14 protein-coding genes, 1 tRNA gene and 2 pseudogenes are annotated in these 19,203 nt (G+C 66.7%); 9 read left to right on the top strand and 8 right to left on the bottom strand.

What is annotated here, in order from left to right; all coding sequences use genetic code 11:
* Position 1: 1 nt before the first annotated feature.
* The 4 genes from G6N48_RS02160 to lipQ form a co-directional block, all read right to left on the bottom strand.
* A complete protein-coding gene (locus G6N48_RS02160; RefSeq protein ID WP_085271273.1) occupies positions 2-2,380 on the bottom strand; it encodes a glycerol-3-phosphate 1-O-acyltransferase in 2,379 nt (792 codons plus the stop codon).
* Positions 2,377-4,095: an HAD-IB family hydrolase/lysophospholipid acyltransferase family protein gene (locus G6N48_RS02155; RefSeq protein ID WP_085271274.1), complete on the bottom strand. Its 1,719-nt coding sequence runs from the start codon at positions 4,093-4,095 to the stop codon at positions 2,377-2,379. The genes G6N48_RS02160 and G6N48_RS02155 overlap by 4 nt, the downstream gene beginning before the upstream one ends.
* Positions 4,092-5,561: a WS/DGAT/MGAT family O-acyltransferase gene (locus tag G6N48_RS02150; RefSeq protein WP_085271275.1), complete on the bottom strand. Its 1,470-nt coding sequence runs from the start codon at positions 5,559-5,561 to the stop codon at positions 4,092-4,094. The genes G6N48_RS02155 and G6N48_RS02150 overlap by 4 nt, the downstream gene beginning before the upstream one ends.
* Before the next feature lie 111 nt (positions 5,562-5,672).
* Positions 5,673-6,920, bottom strand: coding sequence for an esterase LipQ (gene lipQ, locus G6N48_RS02145; protein ID WP_085271276.1), 1,248 nt, complete (start codon positions 6,918-6,920; stop codon positions 5,673-5,675).
* 190 nt (positions 6,921-7,110) lie between these two features.
* On the opposite strand from lipQ, the gene G6N48_RS02140 reads away from it, so the two are divergent.
* The 6 genes and pseudogenes from G6N48_RS02140 to G6N48_RS28030 all read left to right on the top strand — a co-directional run bounded on the left by G6N48_RS02140 (position 7,111) and on the right by G6N48_RS28030 (position 11,007).
* Positions 7,111-7,184: transfer RNA gene (locus G6N48_RS02140), tRNA-Arg, on the top strand.
* A 115-nt stretch (positions 7,185-7,299) separates the two neighbouring features.
* Positions 7,300-7,598: pseudogene (locus G6N48_RS02135) on the top strand (helix-turn-helix domain-containing protein); the annotation flags it as partial.
* 694 nt (positions 7,599-8,292) lie between these two features.
* Positions 8,293-8,553 carry a hypothetical protein gene (locus G6N48_RS02130; RefSeq protein WP_085271277.1) on the top strand — a complete coding sequence of 87 codons (261 nt, stop codon included), beginning with the start codon at positions 8,293-8,295 and terminating at the stop codon, positions 8,551-8,553.
* A 32-nt stretch (positions 8,554-8,585) separates the two neighbouring features.
* Positions 8,586-8,858, top strand: a complete 273-nt coding sequence (locus G6N48_RS02125) for a hypothetical protein (RefSeq protein ID WP_139825973.1) — start codon at positions 8,586-8,588, stop codon at positions 8,856-8,858.
* Positions 8,859-8,954: 96 nt separating this feature from the next.
* Complete coding sequence (locus G6N48_RS02120) at positions 8,955-10,190, top strand: IS256 family transposase (protein ID WP_085272091.1); 1,236 nt, start codon at positions 8,955-8,957, stop codon at positions 10,188-10,190.
* A 352-nt stretch (positions 10,191-10,542) separates the two neighbouring features.
* Positions 10,543-11,007, top strand: a complete 465-nt coding sequence (locus G6N48_RS28030; RefSeq protein WP_232066515.1) for an ATP-grasp domain-containing protein — start codon at positions 10,543-10,545, stop codon at positions 11,005-11,007.
* A 23-nt stretch (positions 11,008-11,030) separates the two neighbouring features.
* Here the strand turns inward: G6N48_RS28030 and lipY are convergent, their stop codons facing one another.
* The 3 genes from lipY to G6N48_RS02100 all read right to left on the bottom strand — a co-directional run bounded on the left by lipY (position 11,031) and on the right by G6N48_RS02100 (position 14,742).
* Positions 11,031-12,629, bottom strand: a complete 1,599-nt coding sequence (gene lipY / locus G6N48_RS02110) for a triacylglycerol lipase LipY (RefSeq protein ID WP_085268839.1) — start codon at positions 12,627-12,629, stop codon at positions 11,031-11,033.
* Between the two features lie 105 nt (positions 12,630-12,734).
* Entirely contained in the window at positions 12,735-14,021 is a 1,287-nt protein-coding gene (locus tag G6N48_RS02105) for a fatty acid desaturase family protein (protein ID WP_085268840.1), read from the bottom strand.
* Positions 14,022-14,421: 400 nt separating this feature from the next.
* Positions 14,422-14,742: a hypothetical protein gene (locus tag G6N48_RS02100; RefSeq protein WP_085268841.1), complete on the bottom strand. Its 321-nt coding sequence runs from the start codon at positions 14,740-14,742 to the stop codon at positions 14,422-14,424.
* Positions 14,743-15,373: 631 nt separating this feature from the next.
* Between G6N48_RS02100 and G6N48_RS02095 the strand changes: the two are divergent.
* The 3 genes and pseudogenes from G6N48_RS02095 to G6N48_RS02085 all read left to right on the top strand — a co-directional run.
* Positions 15,374-16,486, top strand: a pseudogene (locus tag G6N48_RS02095) (N-acetylmuramoyl-L-alanine amidase); the annotation flags it as partial.
* A gap of 82 nt (positions 16,487-16,568) precedes the next feature.
* On the top strand, positions 16,569-17,306 hold the full coding sequence (locus G6N48_RS02090; protein WP_085268843.1) for a VC0807 family protein: 738 nt from the start codon (positions 16,569-16,571) through the stop codon (positions 17,304-17,306).
* A 92-nt stretch (positions 17,307-17,398) separates the two neighbouring features.
* Complete coding sequence (locus tag G6N48_RS02085; protein ID WP_085268844.1) at positions 17,399-18,169, top strand: enoyl-CoA hydratase; 771 nt, start codon at positions 17,399-17,401, stop codon at positions 18,167-18,169.
* Here the strand turns inward: G6N48_RS02085 and G6N48_RS02080 are convergent.
* Entirely contained in the window at positions 18,166-19,065 is a 900-nt protein-coding gene (locus G6N48_RS02080) for a bile acid:sodium symporter family protein (protein WP_085268845.1), read from the bottom strand. The genes G6N48_RS02085 and G6N48_RS02080 overlap by 4 nt on opposite strands.
* Positions 19,066-19,203: the final 138 nt, after the last annotated feature.

The following is a 19,203-nucleotide window of genomic DNA, read 5'->3' as shown; positions in this document are numbered from 1 at the left end:
GCTACGAGTTCCGGCTGTCCGGACTGCCCTGCCGTGCCTGGACCTCGCGGGCGACGAACTGCTCCCGCGCGATGCCCTCCACGTGCTTGAGATCGGCCAGGATGCCCCGCAGCTCGCGCCAGAACGCGACACGCCTGTCGGCGAGGTCCGGGGCGGGCGCGATGAGGTCCTGATCGGCGACCACCTGGCGAGCGGTGGCGAACAACAGCGTCGATACCGATTCGCTGCTGCGGACCCGGGTCTGGGCCACGTATTGCCGGCCGACCCCCAGCGCCAACTCCGTCAGCTCCTTCTGGCCGATGTCGGCGGGCGCGTCGCGCAAGACGTCGGCGACAATCTCGTAGGCCTCGAAGAACACCCGCAACATGGCGTCGGCCATCAGGGGACGCTTGGCGAACAACATCGCGTCGATCTCCGCGCCCCCGGCGGCGACGTGGGCTTCCCAGTCGTCGTGCCATGCCATCTCTTCGGCGATGTTTTCCCGGAACGTGGCCGAGTCGGCGAAGTAGAAGTCGAACTTGAGCAGGTCGCGCAGCCGCAGCGCCTGCTCCCAGAACGCCGACAGCCGGTCGCCGTCGGTGCGCCGGGCGTGCGCCAGCGCGAGCTCGACGATCGAGGTCTCCAAGAAGGCGTGGATCACGGAGTTACGGTAGAAAGCCGCCGCGTGCTGCTGGTCCGGCGCGATCAGCCAGACCGGTTCGCGGCCCCCGTCCACCCGGGTGATCGGGTGCCCTCCGGACAGCGTGTCCACCGCGGCGCGCACGCCGTCGCGCGAGCGCAGCCTCAGGGCGCTGGTCGACATCGGGGTGTGCTTGCGCTCGAGATAGTCCAGCGAGTCCTGCAGGGTGTGGTGCAGCTGCTGCAGCGTCAGCGCCGCCCCGCGGGTGGTCAGCAGCAGCGCACACACCAGTCCCGTCGCCGTCACCGGCGTCGCCCGCAGGATGCGCCACGCGACCTCGAACGACATCTTCTGCAGCGCCAGCCGTTTGGCGTCCGGGTCGTGGGCAAGCTCGCCGTGCGCCGGGCCCAGGTACTGCCGCATCGACACCGCTTCGGGGAAACGGACGTAGATCTTGCCGTAGTTGCGTTCACCCTGTGCCCTGATGAAGTTGTACAGCCAGCCGACGCCCTCGGGTGTCTTCTCACCGCCGCGCGCGTACGCCGCGTACTCGGCGGTCTCGTGCAGCTGGTCGAAGCTGATCGACACCGGCTGCAGCAGGATGTCCTCGCTGCGGCCGTCCAAATACGCGTCGGCCACGTAGGCCAACAGACCGAGCTTGGGGGGCAGCATCTTGCCGGTCCGCGAGCGGGTTCCCTCGATGGACCAGCTCAGGTTGAACCGCTTCTCGACGATGTAGCCGACGTATTCGCGGAGCACGAACTTGTAGAGCTGGTCGTTGCCGATGTTGCGGCGGATGAAGATGACGCCGGCGCGGCGCAGCAACGGCCCCATCACCCCGAATGACAGGTTGATGCCGGCAAACACATGCACGGGCGGCAGCCGGTTCTCCTGCATGGCCACCGGCACCACTGCGCCGTCGATGTAGGACCGGTGTGAGAACAGCAGCACCGCGGGGTGCGCTTCGAGGGCGGCGCGCATGGCAGCGACCTGGTATCCGTCGTAGTCGATCTCCGGGTCGAACCCGCGGCTCAGCGCCCGGCCGAGGACGCCCACCAGGTCGACCGAGACGCGGCTCCACCCTGTGGCGAGTTCGTCGAGCATCTTGCCGGCCTCTTCGACGGTTGCGCCGGGGATCTTCCTCAGCCCGGCGCGAAACCGCGCGGACGCAAGGATCTCCGGTTTCACCAGCCGCGGGGACTTGTACTGCGGCCCGAGTATCCGGTATTCGACGCGTTCCATCGCCAGGATGGCGCGCCGGATCACGAACTGAGCGAAGTCGCGCTCGTTGTCGGCGACGGTGGTGTCGCGCCATTGCTGGCGGAGTTCGGAAACCTTGGCCGGCTCTCCCGCGACGACGCGTGCGCGGTGGGAGGCGGTGCGCAGGATGTGGCGCTGCTGACGCTCGTTGGGGTGGTAGGGATCCCGGCCGGGCAGCAGCCCGGCGACTTGGGCGATCCGGCCGCGGTTGGGGGCCGGCAGCCAGAACACCCGCACCGGAACGACGGACCGGTCGTCACCGCCTTCCCGGTCGGACGCGGCGCCACCCTCGAGTTGCTTCATCAGCGCCGTCAACGCCTCCGGCGGTGCGTCGGGCGGCGGCATCTCGAGGACGTCGATGGTCGCGCCGGGGTTGGCGGCGCGCTGCCGGTCCACCCACGCCGTAACCAGCTCCGCCTCGACGGTCGAGGCCATGGACGCCAGCACCAGCGAGTGCTGCCCGGTGAGCGCCGGGCCGACGTCGATGGCCGATCGGGTCACGGCCGGCCTCTGGGCGCGGGCTCCGCCGAGTCGCCGGAAAGGTTCTGCCGCGTGAGGCCGGCCTCGCCGTTGGGCGGCGTGCCCGGGAGGGCCTTTTTGGCCGCGACCTTCTTGGCCGGGGCTTTCTTGACCGCGGCCTTCTTGGCCGGGGCCTTTTTGGCCGGGGCTTTCTTCGCGGGCGCCTTTGCGGCTTTGCCGGTCTTGCTCACCGCCTTCTTCCCGGCGTACAGGTCGACCTCCGGCAGTTCGTCCAGTCCTTTGGCGGGCCAGTTCGCGAGCGTGTCCAAGTACAACTGGCGCACCTCGGCGATGCGCTGCGGCAACGTCTCGAGTGTCCAGTCCTGTACCGAGATCGGTGGGAAGACGGCGACATCGACGGTGCCCGGGTTGATGGTGGTGGAGTTGCGGGCGGCGACGAGCTCCGCGTTGCGTATCACGATCGGCACGATCGGGATGCCAACCGCCATCGCGATGCGGAAAGCGCCCTTCTTGAACGGCCCCACCTCGGTGGTGTCCACCCGGGTGCCCTCGGGCGCGATCACGATCGACAGCCCTTTTCTGGCCAGCTCTTCGACCTGGTGCAGTGACTCCACGGCGGCGACCGGGTCGTCACGATCGATGAAGGCGGCATCCATGGCCTTGCCGATGGTGCCCATGATCGGGTCCTTGGCCAGTTCCTTCTTGCCCACGCCGGTCCAGTTGTCGCGCACCAGCGCGCCGGTGATGATCGGGTCCACCTGATTGCGGTGGTTGAAGATGAACACGGCCGGCCGCTCGGCGGTCAGGTTCTCCTTGCCGATGACGTTCAGCTGCACCCCGCTGATCGCCAGTGACAGCTGGGAGAAGGTCGAGGTGAAGAAGTTGACGCCCCGTCGCCGGTTCCGGGTCAGCACACCGATTCCCACCGCACCGGCCGCGACGGGAAACACCGAGCCGAGACCGGCGATCGTTCGCAACTGGCGCCGTAGACCCACGCGACCCCGGCTCTCGAACTTCAGGACCGGCCAGCCGCGGCGCTTGGCGACGGCGGCCATCTTTCCCTCGGGGTTGGTCGGCCGCGGATTGCCCACCAGGTACATCAGGGCGACGTCCTCGTCGCCGTCGGCATAGAAGTAGCTGTCCTTGAGGTCGATGCCGTTCTCAGCCGCAAACCGTTGCACCGCAGCCGCTTTGCCCGGCCCCCACAGGATCGGCTTCTGCACGCCGCCGGTGAGTATCCCGTCTTCGTTGGTCTCGAATTTGTTGGTGAGCATGTTGGGGATGCCCAGGAAGCGCGCGACCGGGTTGACCTGAATGGTCAGCGCGGACGAGCTGAGCACGACCGTGTGTCCGCGGGCCATGTGGGCCCGCACCAGTTCGCGCATCTCCGGGTAGATGCGGGACTCGATGCGCTGGATGAACAACCGCTCGCCGATCTCCTCCAGGTCGTCGAGCAGCCGGCCGGCCAGCGCCGCGGCGGCCTTGCCGATGAGGTCCTCGAATTCGATGCGCCCCAATGTGTGGCTCAGGCCGGCCTGGACCATGCTGAGCAGCTCGCCGACGCCCATGTCGCGGCGCAGCAGACGCTCCTGGGTCAGGATGACCGCGGTGAAGCCGGCGACCAGGGTGCCGTCCAGGTCGAAGAACGCCCCGATCTGCGGACCCGGGGGGCTGGCCATGATCTCGGCGACCGAGCCGGGCAACCGGAGGTCCGCGCCGTTGTCGGGGGCGCTCATGATCCGGACACCGATCGGGGCGCGGCGACCGGTTCGGCGAAGGAGGCGGGCACGGCGCGGGGCGGTGGGTCGCCGGCCAGCGCGAGGATCTCGTCGAAACCGTCGAGCAGGCACTGCGCGAACAACGGCTCGTTGCGCACCGACGCCCGGTCGTAGCGCACGGTGATGGTGCACCACCCGCCCCGCGAGATCAACACCACCATCATCGCCACACCCGGAAGCGGTCCGATCCCATACTGCCGCAGCACTTTTGCCCCGGCGATGTAGGTGTCTCCGGGGTACACGGGGACGTTGCTGGCCTGAACGTCGGAGCCGATCACCGAGCCGGTGATGCCCTCGAGGACGGCGGTCGGCAAGACGCTGAGCACCGGCGCGATCGAGCCGACGATGTTCATCGCGGGCTCGTCGCGGCGCTGGGTCATCTGCGCGCGGATCTTCTTCATCCGCGACACCGGGTCGACGGTGCCGATCGGCGCCGCCAGGTTCACGCCGGTGAACCGGTTGCCGCCGGCGGTGTCCGCGTCGGCGCGCAGGTTCACCGGCACCGCCATCGGCAGCGTGCTGATTGGCACGCCAAGCGCCTCGTGATAGCGGCGCAGGGCGCCACATAGTCCGGCGAGGTAGGCGTCGTTGATCGATCCGCCACCGGCTTTGGCCGCCTTGTGCAGGTCGGACAGCGGTATGTCGATCGCTTCGCTGCGGGTGGCCAGGCTGCGCCGGCGCAGCAGCGGCGACGGTTCGGCAGCCCGGTTCATCACCCGCATGCCCGACAGCGCGTAGCCCACGATGCCCGACACCGTGGAAGCGGGCTCCAGCACCGCCCGTCCGGCGACCGACACCGCCCCGGCCAGGGCGCCCAGGACGCCGCCCACAATGGCGGCGGGCAGGTGGTTGATGCCCTCGCGCATCAGGTCATTGGAGGTGAGGTCCTGCGGAATGGGCAGTGGCGGTACGGGTTTGGCCGGCGGGTCCCGTTCGAGGTCATAGATCTCGGCGAACATCTCGACGCCGCCGACACCGTCGGTGACCGCGTGGCTGACGTGCAACAGGGTGGCGGCCTTGCCGCCGGTCAGGCCCTCCACCAGGGTGGCCGTCCACAGCGGGCGGGAGATGTCCATCGGCGATTGCAGGATCAGCTCCGCCAGGTCGAAGACCTCACGCAGCGTGCCCGGATCCGACACCCGCACGCGTCGCACGTGGAAGTCCAGATTGAAGTCGGGATCCACCACCCAGCGCGGCGACGCCGTCGGCAATGTCGGCACGACGACCTTCTGCCGCAACCGCAGCACCCGTCGGGAGGCGTTCTCGAACCGCGCCCGGAACCGCTCCCAGTCCGGTGTGGTATCAAGCACTTCCAGCGCCATGATGCCCGAACGGGTCCGGGGGTTCGCCTCACCGCGATGCATCAGGTAGTCGACCGGCCCGAGCTGGTCGGACAATCGGACGACCTCAACGGATTCAGTCATGGTCGTTTACTCGACGCGCCAACCTTGTCACCGTCGATCAAGCCTCCCTGCCTTGGACCCGCGGACCACACACAACGCTAGTCGCGTAGCCGCGCGGGTGAAAGGAGTGACTCAGCCGGCGGAAGTTGCCGACAGCGGCAACGAATCGAGCAGCGAGCTGACGCGGCGCCCGTAGGCGACGCCCATGAAATCGGCGACCGCATCCGCGGCCAGACGCGACCGCACCGTGGGGGTGATGTCGAAAGCGTGATGCGCGTTGGCAAGCTCGGCGTATCCCACCGTCGGCGCACCCGCCGCGCGCAGCGCCGCGCAGAACTCCCGCGACTGCCCGCTGGGCACCAGTTCGTCCTTCTCGCCGTGCAGCACGAGGAAAGGCGGGGCTTCGCTGTGCACATAGGAGATCGGCGACGCCGCCCGGAATCGCTCGGGATCATCGGCGTAGCGGGCCTTGATGACGAACTGTTCCAGGAAGGGCAGCATCAGGTCGTTCATGTTGTCGAAGTCGGTGAAGTCGTAGACGCCGTAATACAGCGCCGCCGCCTGAACCGTCGTGTCGGCGTGTTCGAACCCGGGCTGAAACTTGGGGTCGTTCGGCGTGAGTGCGGCCAACGACGCCAGATGCGCGCCGGCCGACCCACCGGTGATCGCGATGAAGTCGGGGTCGCCGCCGTAGTCGGCGATGTTCTCCCGGACCCACGCGATCGCCCTCTTCACGTCGACGAGGTGCGCCGGAAAGGTTCGGCGCGGGCTCTTGCAGTAGTTGATCGAGACGCAGATCCAGCCCAGCTCGGCCATCCGGCTCATCAGCGTGTAGGCCTGCACTCGCTTGTCCCCGACCGCCCACGCCCCGCCCGGGACCTGAATCAGCACCGGCGCGCGGCAGCCCGGGGCCAGGTCGTGGCGCCGCCAGATGTCGAGCAGGTTGTCGCGGCCGCCGGGGCCGTAGGAGATGTCCGACGTCTCCCCCGCGTACCGACGGTGCGGCCCGGACCGCTGCCGGCGGTTGGCCCGGGCTGCGGACGCCGCGTGGACGCGTTCGGGATGGCACACGTGGTCGCGGAAGTCCGGGCCGAGGGACTCCTCCAGCGCGGCGCTGAGGGCCTCGTCCGCCTTCTGGCCCGCCCACGTACTGGCGACCCGGCCGATCGACGGGTGCGATAACCGTGACAGCGCGTGGCCGGTCACCACGTGCGGCGGGAATTCGGTCATCAGCCAGCCGGCGAACCAACCCGCCGCGAACGGCGAGCCGCGCAGCAGCAGGGCGCCCGCTCTGCAGGTGTTGCGGGCATCGACCGTCAGCCTCAGCGCCTGAGCACCCGCCCGCGAGCACCGCGCAGTCACGTTCATGGCCACGCTCATAGCAACGTCACCCCTCGACGTTATGCACACGCATCGTTGCGGTTAACGGCCAATGTACAGCCGATTCTGTTGTACGTGTGTCGAGGTTGCTTACCATAGCCGATTTTTAAGCTGTGCAAACACTTTTCGTGCGCGTCGCGTCGCACGAATCCGCCGCCCCGGAGCGGTTCGATAGACTGACCAGCGCATTGCCTCCGTAGCTCAGGTGGATAGAGCAAGGGCCTTCTAATCCCTAGGTCGCACGTTCGAGTCGTGCCGGGGGCACTCTGTCCGTGTGTATGACGTCGGCTGATGCTTGACATTTCAGTTCCGGGTGATGCCTGACAGTGTTTCGGCTGATCCTTTACAGCGGTTTCGGTTGATCCTTGACACTCCCTAGATGAGGGAGTTGAGCGTGGCTGAGCAGCGGTATCAGGCCTTGTTGGCGGTGATTGGTGATGGGTTGTCGGTGTCGCAGGCGGCCGCAAAGACCGGGGGTGGCGCGTCAGACGCTGCACCGGTGGTTGGCCCCGCTATGGGGCCGAGGGTTTAGACGGGCTGGTGGATCGGTCGCATCGGCCGGCCCGGTGTCCGCATCAGATGCGGGCTGAGGTGGAAGCGGCGGTGGTGGAGTTGCGCCGCTCGCGTCCGTATTGGGGGCCGCGGCGGCTGGTGTTCGAGCTGGTCAAGCGCAGGGTAGCCAATCCACAAAACAATATGAACGAACGACCCCATTCGCTGCGCTCTGGCGCTGCACGTATCCACGTGCAGCAATCAGTCGCCGCTCGAAGCCGCTGACTCTTAATCAGCGGGTCCCGAGGGTTCGAGACGCTGATGGCGCACTATCAAGAACCCCTAGGTCGCACGTTCGAGTCGTGCCGGGGGCACTCTGTCCGTGTCAGGTGGGCTGACGTTCGAAAGTTGTGGCGGTCGGTTCGCCCTCCCGGCCGCGGAGCTCCGCGCCACCTGAGACCTTTCCGAACTACGGCGCGACCCGAACGTCTTTGCTAAAGGCGCTAGCACACGCGATAGCGCATTCACGAAGCACCGCGCGGTAACGCTGTTCGTTGCCATCCAGATGGCGCCCACGGCCGCGAGGCGAGGTTGGGGTGCGCCTGGCTGGTTTAGGTGGGGTGATCCCGCGCTCTCATCGCGTTGCTGACGATGCGCGTAACCGAGGACAACGCCGTCACCTCCTCGGCGGTCTATGCGAACCGTCGCGGGCCATTTGTCCAGTCTTATCAGGGCAAACCCGGCGACAAAGAAGCCGCACCGGTCTGGGCGGCGTCCGGGAAGCAACGGATCACGTGGCCCGTGTTGGCGTTGCGGAAGTCGTTTTATCTGCGCAATGATGAGCGCACACGGAAGCAGGCTTCGTCAAAGGGAGTGCGCGGTGGCCGACGATACCGAGACCGAAGAAGAGATCACCGGCGTTCCGCTGATTTTCATGTTTCAACCCACGAAATTCGTCGTCGCGAAGGGCCAGAAGCTGGTCGAGTGGGAAGAGAACATGAAAAATCTTGTAGGAATCGGCAAGTTCGCAGAAATCCGGAAGAAGTCGCCCGACGTCCCTACTGGCGTCGAAACGACGTCGATCTCGCCGGGCGCCGGGGATGACGACTGCGATTGGGACATCGTGGACGTGGACGTTTAAGCACCGTCCCCACGGGCTGCGCAATCATCCAGGTGATCGATCAATCACAACGACCAGTTGTCCTCATCGTCACATCCGCGAACGATCTTCACGCTTTGGTGATCCAACGGCGCTACCACGACCTGACCAACGGGACGTGCGTCATCGTCGAAACAAACACGATGACCGTCTCCGGGCCGGGTGTGACATGGCGGTCAGATGCCGAGCCGGCGACTGAGCTCCCCACAGCCGATGACGGCACCGTCAAGCTTGCCGACGTCAATGCACAGTTGCGTCCAGCAGAGTGGTGTACGAGTCGGGCCTGATCAGGATGTCCGGCGTGTCGTAGCCGAATGAATGAAGGTCATCGCGTGATTCTTCGAGAGACCGACCAAAGTCACTCGAGCAAAGGAATCGACGCGATGACCACTGCCCACGATATCGACTGGCCCGCCGTGCTGGCTGATCGACTCACCACCACCAGCCCGGATGTGTTGCGTGAGCTGCTGGCCACGTTCATCCACACCCTGATGGGCGCCGAAGCAGACGCGCTGTGCGGCGCCGGCTACGGGCAGCGCAGTTCCGAGCGCACCAATCAGCGCAACGGCTATCGTCACCGCCAGTTCGACACGCGTGCAGGCAGTTTGGACCTGGCGATCCCCAAGCTGCGCCATGGCTCGTACTTCCCGGATTGGCTGCTGGAACGCCGTAAACGCGCCGAACGGGCCCTGACCACCGTGGTGGCCACCTGCTACCTGCTGGGGGTGTCGACGCGGCGGATGGACAAGCTCGTCGAGACTCTGGGAATCACGTCGTTGTCGAAGTCGCAGGTGTCGGTGATGGCCACGGAGCTCGACGCGGCCGTCGAAGCCTTCCGGACCCGCCCGTTGGATGCCGGTCCGTACACCTTCATGGCCGCCGATGCCCTGGTGCTCAAGGTTCGCGAAGGTGGGCGGGTGGTCAACGTGCACGCCTTGATCGCCGTCGGGGTGAACGCCGACGGTTACCGCGAGATCCTCGGGGTCGATGTCACCACAGCCGAGGACGGTGCTGGCTGGCTGACGTTCCTGCGCTCGCTGACAGCCCGCGGCCTCTCAGGCGTGAAGCTGGTGACTTCCGACGCGCATGCCGGACTGGTCGCCGCGATCGGCGCGACCCTGCCGGGCGCATCGTGGCAGCGCTGCCGCACCCACTACACGACCAATCTCATGGCCGTCACACCCAAGGCGTCCTGGCCGTGGGTCAAGACCCTGCTGCACTCGGTGTTCGATCAGCCCGACGCGGACTCCGTTGCCGCCCAATATGATCGGGTGATTGACGCGTTAGATGGAAAGCTGCCTAAGACAGCTGAACACCTTGAGGCCGCGCGAGCGGACCTGCTTGCGTTCACGGCGTTCCCCAAACAGATCTGGCGGCAGATCTGGTCCAACAACCCCCAGGAGCGGCTCAACAAGGAGATCCGCCGACGCACCGACGTCGTCGGGATCTTCCCCGACCGCAACGCCCTCATTCGTCTCGTCGGCGCCGTGCTGGCCGAACAACACGACGAATGGGCCGAGTCCCGGCGCTACCTCGGCCTCGACGTGCTGAGCAAATCACGCGCGGTCAACGACACCCCAACAGAACAGGAGGACACCCCGGCGGCGCTGACCGCCTGACACATCACGACGAAGAATCACACAACGACGTCGTACACCACGTCCCTGGACTTGACCCAATGCACTGTGGTTTCGGCGCACGAACATGCCTCAGTGGGGTCTCAACGTCGGCGATCGCCACCAGCGGAACTTCATCGACAGAAGCAGCGCGGCGGCGCTGTTGGGCATACTCGAAACGTCCTTCGGCGGAACATGGATCAGCGAGCCGTCATCGAGCAAGCGCGCCGAGAACAAGTTGGTGCAGCTTCGCGCGGCGATCAGAGCAGGGATGAGGGTGCCACGCACTCTTGTTTCGCAGGACCCAGAGGCGATTCGACGCTTCTGTCGCGAGCTGGGCAACGGGGCGGTCGTCATGAAGGCCCTGACTTTCGACCCACGCCAGCCACTGCTCACGATTCGAGTCGAAGACCACCATGTGGAAGAGGACGCAGCGATCCGCCTGTGTCCCACTATGTTTCAAGAACTCATTCCGGGCGACCGCCATCTTCGTGTCCTGTGCGCCGGCGACGACGTCCACGCGATCGCCGTCAGGTCCGATCAGCTGGACTGGCGGCCTAATCTGGACCTCGAAGCGCAACCCCTCGAAATCGATGCCGCGACGGTCAAGCGGATGCAGACGGTGCTCGCGATCTTGAATCTTCGAATGGGCGTCTTCGACCTCAAGCTCGCCGGTGACGAGCCCGTCTTCCTCGAGGTCAATCCCCAGGGACAGTTCTTGTTCATGGACGGCATGGCGGACATCGACACCGCGTCGGCATTCGCCGGCTTTCTGCACCGCGCGGCCACCGATGATTTGCGTCGTCGAGAAACCCGGTGATGGCAATCGTCGCGGCCACCCGGTCAGATTCCGAGCTCCTGGTCGATCTGCGGCCAGTATTGGGGGCCATCGGGGGTGAGGATGATCCAGTCGTGAATCTCGCCGTTGCCCAGGACGAAGTTGAAGTTGGCCCCGGCGGTCGCGGCTTCCTGCTGTAGCACAAGCACGTCGGGCGATAGCGAATCCAGGTTGCCGGAGTAGACGGTGGTCTGCGGGAGTCCGCTGAGCGACCCGTTGAGCGGGCTCACCATGTAGTTGCTCACGGGAAGCCCGCCGGCCCACAGCCTGCCGATCACTTGCCCTGGACCCACAGGCAGCAGGGGGTCTTGGACGTAGGCGATGTTCGGGTTGGTCATCGCCAGGTTCAGCCACGGGGAAAGCAGAACCATGGACGAAGGCACGGGTTCACCGTTGGCGACCATGTATTCGGTGGCCGCCAGCGCGAGGTTGCCGCCCGCGGAGTCACCGATCACGCTGACGTGGGCGGCCCCTTGAGCGGCGATCTCCGAGGAGATGAACCCGGCCATCTGGGGCACCACGGTGCCCGCGGTGCCTCCCTGCTGCAGCAGCGGGTAGATCGGCACTTCGATGGTCGCGCCGGTCTGGTAGGCCATCACCGTGTAGTCGAGCCAGTGGAAGATCGAGGGCGCGAAGATGAACGCGCCTCCGTGAATGGCGACGACGTAGTTGCCGGTCGGGTGGGCGGGAGTGATCTGGACGACGGGCATCCCGTTGTAGGTGGTGTGCTGGATCGTTTCTCCGAGCAGTGCCGGCAACAACTGGGGTGGCGTGTTGCCGATGAAAATCCCGAGTAGCCGGTTGTTGCCGTTGAAGAGCGAGAAGATCGGGGAACTCGGGCTGCCTGCCAGGCTGTCGATTCCGGAGAAGCTCAGGAACGGCTTGACCGGGAACAGCACGGCCTCTTCGACCCTGGTGAACACCGACGGGGTGCCGGTGAAGGTGCCCGCCTGGGTGGCGGCGAACGGCGCATCGGCTCGAAGTCCGAAGATGCCGTTGAGGATGGTGTCGGTCACCCGGGTGTATCCGCCGGTGATTATCCCGGCGGCCTGCTGAATGCCGAGTTCGACGGTTCCGACGCTGCTCTGCAGCGCCTGCTCCCACTGGCCCAGTTGTGCGACGGTGGCCGACGCGCTGGCGTGATACCCGCTCATCGCGACGACGTCCTGCGCCCACATCTGCTCGTATTCGGCTTCGGCGGCGGCGATCGCCTGGGCGTTCTGACCGAAGAGGTCGGATCGCACAAGCGCCACCAGCCGGTCGCGATTGGCCGTCACCAGGTTCGGGTCGACGATCGTCGCCAGCGCCGACTCGAACGCGGTGGCCGCCGCGCGGGCCTGGACCGCCGACTGCCCGGCTTGCGCGGCGGCCTCCCCCAGCCAGTCGGCGTACCCTGCGGCCGCGGACGTCATGGACGCCGACGCCGGCCCTTGCCAGGCCTGGCCCGCCAGGTCTGCGGTGACCGAACTGAAGGCGCTCGCCGTCGAGCTCAGTTCAGTGCTTATCCGCTCCCATGCCGCCGCCGCGGCCAGCATCGGCTCCGAACCCGGACCGTCGAGCAGCAGAACCGAATTGACTTCAGGCGGCCATACCGAAAAGTTCATCGCTTCCCCTCGTCGAGACGCCCCACAGGAGGAACGTACATCCCGCGAGCATTCGGAAGGAAGGCTTTGTTTGGCGGTCGCTCAGCGGGGCGGCCGGTCGGCGAACTATCCCCGACGCCCCGTCTTGATTCGCGGCCTCGGCCGGCTCTGGCCTCCGGCGCGGCGCCACTGCCGGACGGTGCCGATCGCCGTTTTGAGCCCGCGGCGCCGCCCGGTCGTCGGGTCGGTCTCAGCAAATCCCGACCCCAGTTCGGTGAACATGAGCTCGCTGCGGGTTTCCGGCGCGTTGTCAGGGGTGTCGCGCAGGTATTTGTTCGGCAACGACAACTTGGCGATGGTGCGCCACGTCTTGCCGTACTGCATCAGGAAAGAGCCTGTGGTGTAGGGCAAGTCGTACTTGTCGCACAGCGCTCGCACCCGCCCCGAAACCTCGTGCAGCCGGTTGCTCGGCAGATCGGGAAACAGGTGGTGTTCGATCTGGTGGCAGAGGTTGCCGCTCATGAACCGCAGCGCGGGGCCGGCCTCGAAGTTGGCGCTGCCCAGCATCTGACGCAGGTACCACTGGCCCTTGGTCTCGCCGACCATGTCGGTCTTCGTGAATTTCTCTGCGCCGTCGGGGAAATGCCCGCAGAAGATCACCGCGTTGGCCCACACGTTGCGGATCGCGTTGGCGACGACGTTGGCCTTCAGCGTCGACGTGTACGTCGCGCCGGGCGACAGCGCGGTCAGCGCCGGGAACGCGACGTAGTCCTTGAACAGCTGCCGGCCGGCCTTCACGGAGAATTCACGGGTGCGCTGCCGGTTGATGTCGCGCTCAGGGCCGGCCTTGACCGCCTTCTCGAGGTCGACGGTCTGCAAGCCGATGCCCCACTCGAACCCGAGCGCGAGGATCGCGTTGAACAGCAGGTTGGCGGCGTTGTAGCCCGCCCACGGCTGATCACGGGTGACTCGCAGGATGAAGTAGCCGACGTCGTCGTCCATATCGAGGATGTTGGTGTACTTGTGATGCTGGAAGTTGTGGGCGGCAATCCAGTGTTTGGACGCCGCACTCATGTCCCACTCCCACGTCGAGGAGTGGATCTCGGGGTCGTTCATCCAGTTCCACTGGCCGTGCATGACGTTGTGGCCGATCTCCATATTTTCGATGATCTTTGCCACGCCAAGGGTCACGGTTCCGGCCCACCACGTCGACCGTTTCGAGCTTCCGGCCAGCAGGAGCCGGCCGGCGATGTCGAGGGCACGTTGTGCGGCGATGGTACGGCGGATGTAGCGGGCGTCACGCTCGCCGAGTGATTCCTCGACGTGCTGGCGAATCGCGTCCAGCTCGAAAGCCAGGCTCTCGATGTCGGCTTCGGTTAAGTGGGCGAAGGCCGGAACGTCGGTGATGGCCATGGGTTTTCTCCCCTTCGTACAGCTCTGTCGGGACCGCGCGTTCATGCGCCATCGGGCAGGTGACTCATCGGCGGGTCAGCGCTTCCCTCGACGGCTCAACGCGGGTCAGCCGGTCAGCGGTTCCTTCGGGCCCATTGACTTACGGGATTCACAGATCCGTGGGCTCCATCGATAGGTCTGCGCATTCGCGCGTTTCGTTGACGTGGTCGCCCAATGCCTCAGCGAGAGAGGCGACGGCTTCTTCTTCCAACATAGACGACGGACCCGATACGCGTCGCGGCGCCGGCACCGGCGTGTTCCATTCGTTCGGTATGACTTGACAGACGATCAGCGACTCGCCGACGATCGGCAGCCCGGGACACGGGGACGGCGCCGACCGCCGGGTCTCTCGCTGACGCGCCTAGCTGTCGGGGGACTTGTCGGAGTCCTCGCCGTCTTTGGAGTCCTTGGCATCCTCGGACTTTTCGGAATCCTTGGAGTCCTCGGCGTCGTCGGACTTTTCGGCATCCTCAGACCCGTCGGAGTTGTCCTCGGATCCCTTGGCGTCGAGGGACTCGTCGAGCTTGTCCGCGAATTTCGTCAGGAGCCCGGCGAGTTGGCGAGCCTCCTGCGGTGCCAGCGAATCGTCGAACAAGCGCTCGTCGCTCTCGGAGATGCGCTCCACGTGGACCGCGTCGCTCTCGATACCGACGTCCCACCGGCCCCCTTCATGACGAACCATCTGATGCCGCCTTTCGATCAGTGACCTCACGCCAGACCCGTGCGGCCCGCGTTACCGCGTTGTTTACCCACTTCTGGGATAACGCAACGGTCTGATGTTCTGGGTGGGCACGGCAGAAATAGCCCCGGGTGGTCTGGCTTTAGCAGGTCAGGCCACCGCCGATCACGTGTTCTCTAGTCGTAAGGCCGAATTGCGCTGTCTGACAGATGCTTTGGATGTGTCCCGGTCAGGGCGGGCCGTCGCGGGCCGCGAGTCGCCGCCGGCGCAGTGCGGCCGTCCGTGTCCCCGACCGGGAAAACGGTTGAAAACGATGCGGTGCGTGGACCGCGGGCGCCGCCTCTGCGAAGTCGATCCGCGGACCGATCCCCGGCTTCAGCGAGGGCGCTGCAAGCCGGTTTGGCCGCGGTGGCGGTCCACACAGGACGTACCGGAGGTTCCGGAATCGAAATGGCCACGAGCTCCATTCTTTTCGGTAACGGCGCGGCGACTCTTCATTCGGCCGGACACGGGTTACCGTGTCGCGGTGCAACATCGCTGCGGCTGCGGAGCGCCACCTCGGGCCTCCCGGCGTGCTGTGCTGAAATATGTTGCGGCCGCACCGGTTGCCCTCGGCTTGGGGATGGCCGCCGATGTGCTCTTAGGGCCGGCACCGGCACCCGCGGATCCCAACGTATCGGCGGCGGCGATGGCGGCGAGCCAGCCGGTCGAGATCATCAGCCGCGCCAGGTGGGGCGCCAATGAGTCGCTGCGGCGCGCCTTGCCGCGCTGCGACAGCGGAGTCAGGGCCGGAATCGTGCACCACTCCGCGACCGGCAACAACTACGCGCCGTCAGACTCGGCGGCCATCGTGCGCTCGATCTACGAGTACCACGCCGTGACCGAGGGTTGGGGCGACATCGGTTACAACGCGTTGGTGGACAAGTACGGCCAGGTCTTCGAGGGCAGGTTCGGTGGCATCACCAACCCCGTCGAGGGCGTCCACACCGGCGGCTTCAACGCCAACACCTGGGCGGTGTGCATGATCGGTGACTACAGCCAGGCGCCCCCCACCCCGGACCAGTTGCGGGCGGTCGGCGAGTTGCTGGGATGGCGGCTCGCGATGGACATGGTGAACCCCAGGGGCACCGTCGCTCTGACTTCCGCCGGCGGCCCCAACACCCGTTTTCCGCAAGGAGCCACCCCGACCTTGCCGAGCATCTTCGCCCATCGTGACGTCGGCGATACGGCCTGCCCCGGCAACGCCGGGTATGCATTCATGGACCAGATCCGCGACATCGCCGCCCAGTTCAAGCAACCGCCCAGCACAAGGGATTTCGCGCCGTCACTGCAGGGCGGAGCGATCTACGACCGCTGGCAGGCGATGGGGGGCGCGTCGGGCCCGCTCGGCGCACCCACGTCGCCCGAGGCGCCCAGCGGTGACTCCATCCGCTACGTCGTGTTCGCCAACGGCGCGATCTACTGGTCACCGGCCACCGGCGCCCAACCGCTCACCGGGCGGATCTACGAAGCCTGGGCCACGCTGCGCTACGAGCGCGGCCCGCTGGGCCTGCCGACCAGCGCCGAGATCGACGAGCCGGAATGGGTCGTGCAGAACTTCCAGCACGGCACCCTGAATTTCGAACGGCACACCTCGACAGTTGTCACGGTGATGGACGGGGTAGCCAGCGTCGTCCCACCGCCGCCCGCGGGCGGACCGCCCATGCAGCTCGAACGCTTTTCGGCGGCCCGCAACCCCGTCGTGTAGCCGCTCAGCTCGCGGCCTCGGCAACGTGCGCTTCGCAACGGCCGGCGCTCATTTCAAAATTAGCCTAGGCTAAGCTCAGTTCATGCCCCAGCACAGCGCAGCCCCCGACGACGAGCCCGCGGCAACCGGGGAAACCAGCATCGACGCTCCCCGGAGCATGCGCGAATATGTCAACTACACGCTGATCAACTCCGTACCGCCGATTGTCGGCTATTACGGGCTCCGCTTGTTCGGCGTGCCGCCGTATTTGGCACTGGTCGGCGCGATCGCCACCGGTACGGCGCAAGGCGTCTTCAATATGCTGCGCAAGCGCAAGTTCGAGCCCGTCAACGGATTGATGATCGTCGGCGCGGCGTGTTCGCTGGCCATCGCGCTCGTCACGAAGAACCCCCGCCTGGTTCAGGCCCTCGAGCTCATCCCCGCGTCGCTGTTCGTCTACTCCACCGCGATCAGCGGGCTGGTGCGCCGGCCGACGTCCAAGAAGCTCACCGGCGCGATGATCCCCAGCCTCGCCGATGGGGCTTTGCCCGGCCGAGGCTGGACGCAGCAGGACATTCGAGAATGGCACGGCCTGCACACCAGGCTGTGCGTGCGGCTCGGAATCCTCTGCGGTCTTTTCCCTTTCGTCGCGCTGTTCTGGATCTTCACGCTGCCGGTGGACATCTCGCAGATCCTCATCGTCGCGGTCGGCCCGACGCTTCTCGTCGTGTCCATCGCGGCAGCAGTCGCCTTGCTTCGCCGATTCATTGTCCGCAGTGACGAGGCGGCCGCCCGGCGCGCGGGCCAACCCGCCGCCGCGGCTCCACGGCAATCGGCTTGACGCGGCGACCCGTGCCCCGACATCGGGCCCGCGGGCGCCGCGTACCGTTGCCGCCGTAACCGCCAGTGACTCTGGAAACGCGGAGGTTCCCGATGTCCCGCTCCGAACTCGTCCTGCAGACAGTCGACAACCACGTCGCGCTCATCACTGTCAACGACCCCGAGCGGCGCAACGCGGTTACCGCCGAGATGTCGGCGCTGCTGCGCGCCGCCGTCGAAGAGGCCGAGGCGAACTCTGATGTGCACGCGGTGGTGGTCACCGGCGCGGGGAAGGCGTTCTGCGCGGGCGCTGACCTCGGCGCGTTGGGCGACGCGGGCAGCGGGGCGGCGGCGACGGGGCTGCAGCGACTGTACGACGGCTTCATGGCGCTCGGGAGCTGCCGCCTGCCGACCATCGCCGCGGTCAACGGCGCCGCCGTCGGGGCGGGCCTGAATCTGGCGCTGGCCGCCGACGTGCGCATCGCGGGGCCGGCCGCGCTGTTCGATGCACGCTTCCAGAAGCTGGGACTGCACCCCGGCGGGGGCGCCACCTGGATGCTGCAGCGGGCGGTTGGTCCGCAGGCGGCCCGCGCGGCACTGCTGTTCGGCATGCGCTTCGACGCCGAAGCTGCCGTGCGCCACGGCTTGGCGCTCGAGGTCGCCGACGATCCGGTCGCCGCGGCGTTGCAACTGGCCGCAGGGCCGGCGGCGGCTCCTCGCGAGGTGGTGCTGGCGACCAAGGCCACGATGCGCGCCACCGTCAGCCCGGGATCTCGGGACGACGAGCAACACGACTTCGCCATGCGCACCGAGCTGGGGCCACAGGCCCACTCGATCCAATCACCGGAGTTCGCAAGCAGATTGGCTGCGGCGCAGCGCCGCTAGGCGGGGGCTTCGTCCACGGCGGCTTCCCGGCGTGGCATCCGCCGGTGCGCGGGGTCGATGCGACGCACGCCGAAGACGAACGCCAGGGCGACCAGCGGTGCGAGCCCCCCGTAGACCGCTGCGGGGGTGGCCATTTCGGCGCTGTTGAGCAGTTGCGGGCTCAGCGCGATTCCCATGGCGACCACGGCGTTGTGCATTCCGATCTCCAGGCTGACGGCGATGGCCTGCGGCGGACCGAGCCGCATCGTCCTGGCCGCCAGGTAGCCGACCGTCAGGGCGACGGCACAGAAGCTCACGACGGCGCCGGCCAGCACACCGAAGTTGGCGTACAGGGTGGACTTTCCGCCGGCGATGGCGGCAACGATCGCGAGCACCAGCAGGGCCAGAGCGATGACGCGGACCGGCCTTTGCAGCCGCGCGGCCGACTCCGGGAAGCGATGGCGCACGGCGATGCCGATCGCCGTGGGGATCAGCACCAGACCGAACACGCCGGCGAACTTGTCGACCTGCAGCGGAATGAAGCGCCCTTCCCCGAGGAACCAGGTCATCGAGATCGCCAGGATCGCCGGTATGGAGACGATCGACAACACCGCATTGATGGCGGTCAGCGTGAGGTTTATCGCGAGGTCCCCATTGACGAGGTGACTGAGTATGTTCGCCATCGTCCCGCCCGGGGTGGCGGCCATGAGCATCAGCCCGACCGCCAGCGGCGGCGGCAAGTGGAAGGCCTCGGCGATCAGCAGACAGCAGATGGGCAACAGCACGGCCTGGCAGAGCAGCGCGACGGCCAGGGGCCGCCGCAGCGTGGCCGCCCGGCGGAAGTCGTCGACGGTCAGCGTCAGCCCGAGGGCGAGCATGACCACCGCGACGACCACGGGGAAATAACTGTTGTTCATCGAACTCCACGGGGTCGTCGGAGGCGGCGGCGCGACGATGCACCAAATAGTTAGCTCGCCTTACCTTACAGCACGCCGGTAGCCGGCGGTTGCCGGCCGAGTGTGGGCGCGGTGCACGAATTCCGACGGCCAAGGTAC

The sequence above is a fragment of the Mycobacterium parmense genome, from assembly GCF_010730575.1.
Lineage (GTDB): Bacteria > Actinomycetota > Actinomycetes > Mycobacteriales > Mycobacteriaceae > Mycobacterium > Mycobacterium parmense.
This window is presented reverse-complemented; position numbering and strand designations above follow the sequence as displayed.

Bases quoted from the DNA above. Each gene is read 5' to 3' on its own strand.
- G6N48_RS02085 (WP_085268844.1), top strand. From the start codon at position 17,399: ATGTCCCGCTCCGAACTCGTCCTGCAGACAGTCGACAACCACGTCGCG.
- G6N48_RS02105 (WP_085268840.1), bottom strand. From the start codon at position 14,021: ATGGCCATCACCGACGTTCCGGCCTTCGCCCACTTAACCGAAGCCGAC.
- G6N48_RS02120 (WP_085272091.1), top strand. From the start codon at position 8,955: ATGACCACTGCCCACGATATCGACTGGCCCGCCGTGCTGGCTGATCGA.
- lipQ (WP_085271276.1), bottom strand. From the start codon at position 6,920: ATGAGCGTGGCCATGAACGTGACTGCGCGGTGCTCGCGGGCGGGTGCT.
- G6N48_RS02100 (WP_085268841.1), bottom strand. From the start codon at position 14,742: ATGGTTCGTCATGAAGGGGGCCGGTGGGACGTCGGTATCGAGAGCGAC.
- lipY (WP_085268839.1), bottom strand. From the start codon at position 12,629: ATGAACTTTTCGGTATGGCCGCCTGAAGTCAATTCGGTTCTGCTGCTC.
- G6N48_RS02150 (WP_085271275.1), bottom strand. From the start codon at position 5,561: ATGACTGAATCCGTTGAGGTCGTCCGATTGTCCGACCAGCTCGGGCCG.
- G6N48_RS28030 (WP_232066515.1), top strand. From the start codon at position 10,543: ATGAAGGCCCTGACTTTCGACCCACGCCAGCCACTGCTCACGATTCGA.
- G6N48_RS02155 (WP_085271274.1), bottom strand. From the start codon at position 4,095: ATGAGCGCCCCCGACAACGGCGCGGACCTCCGGTTGCCCGGCTCGGTC.
- G6N48_RS02080 (WP_085268845.1), bottom strand. From the start codon at position 19,065: ATGAACAACAGTTATTTCCCCGTGGTCGTCGCGGTGGTCATGCTCGCC.
- G6N48_RS02090 (WP_085268843.1), top strand. From the start codon at position 16,569: ATGCCCCAGCACAGCGCAGCCCCCGACGACGAGCCCGCGGCAACCGGG.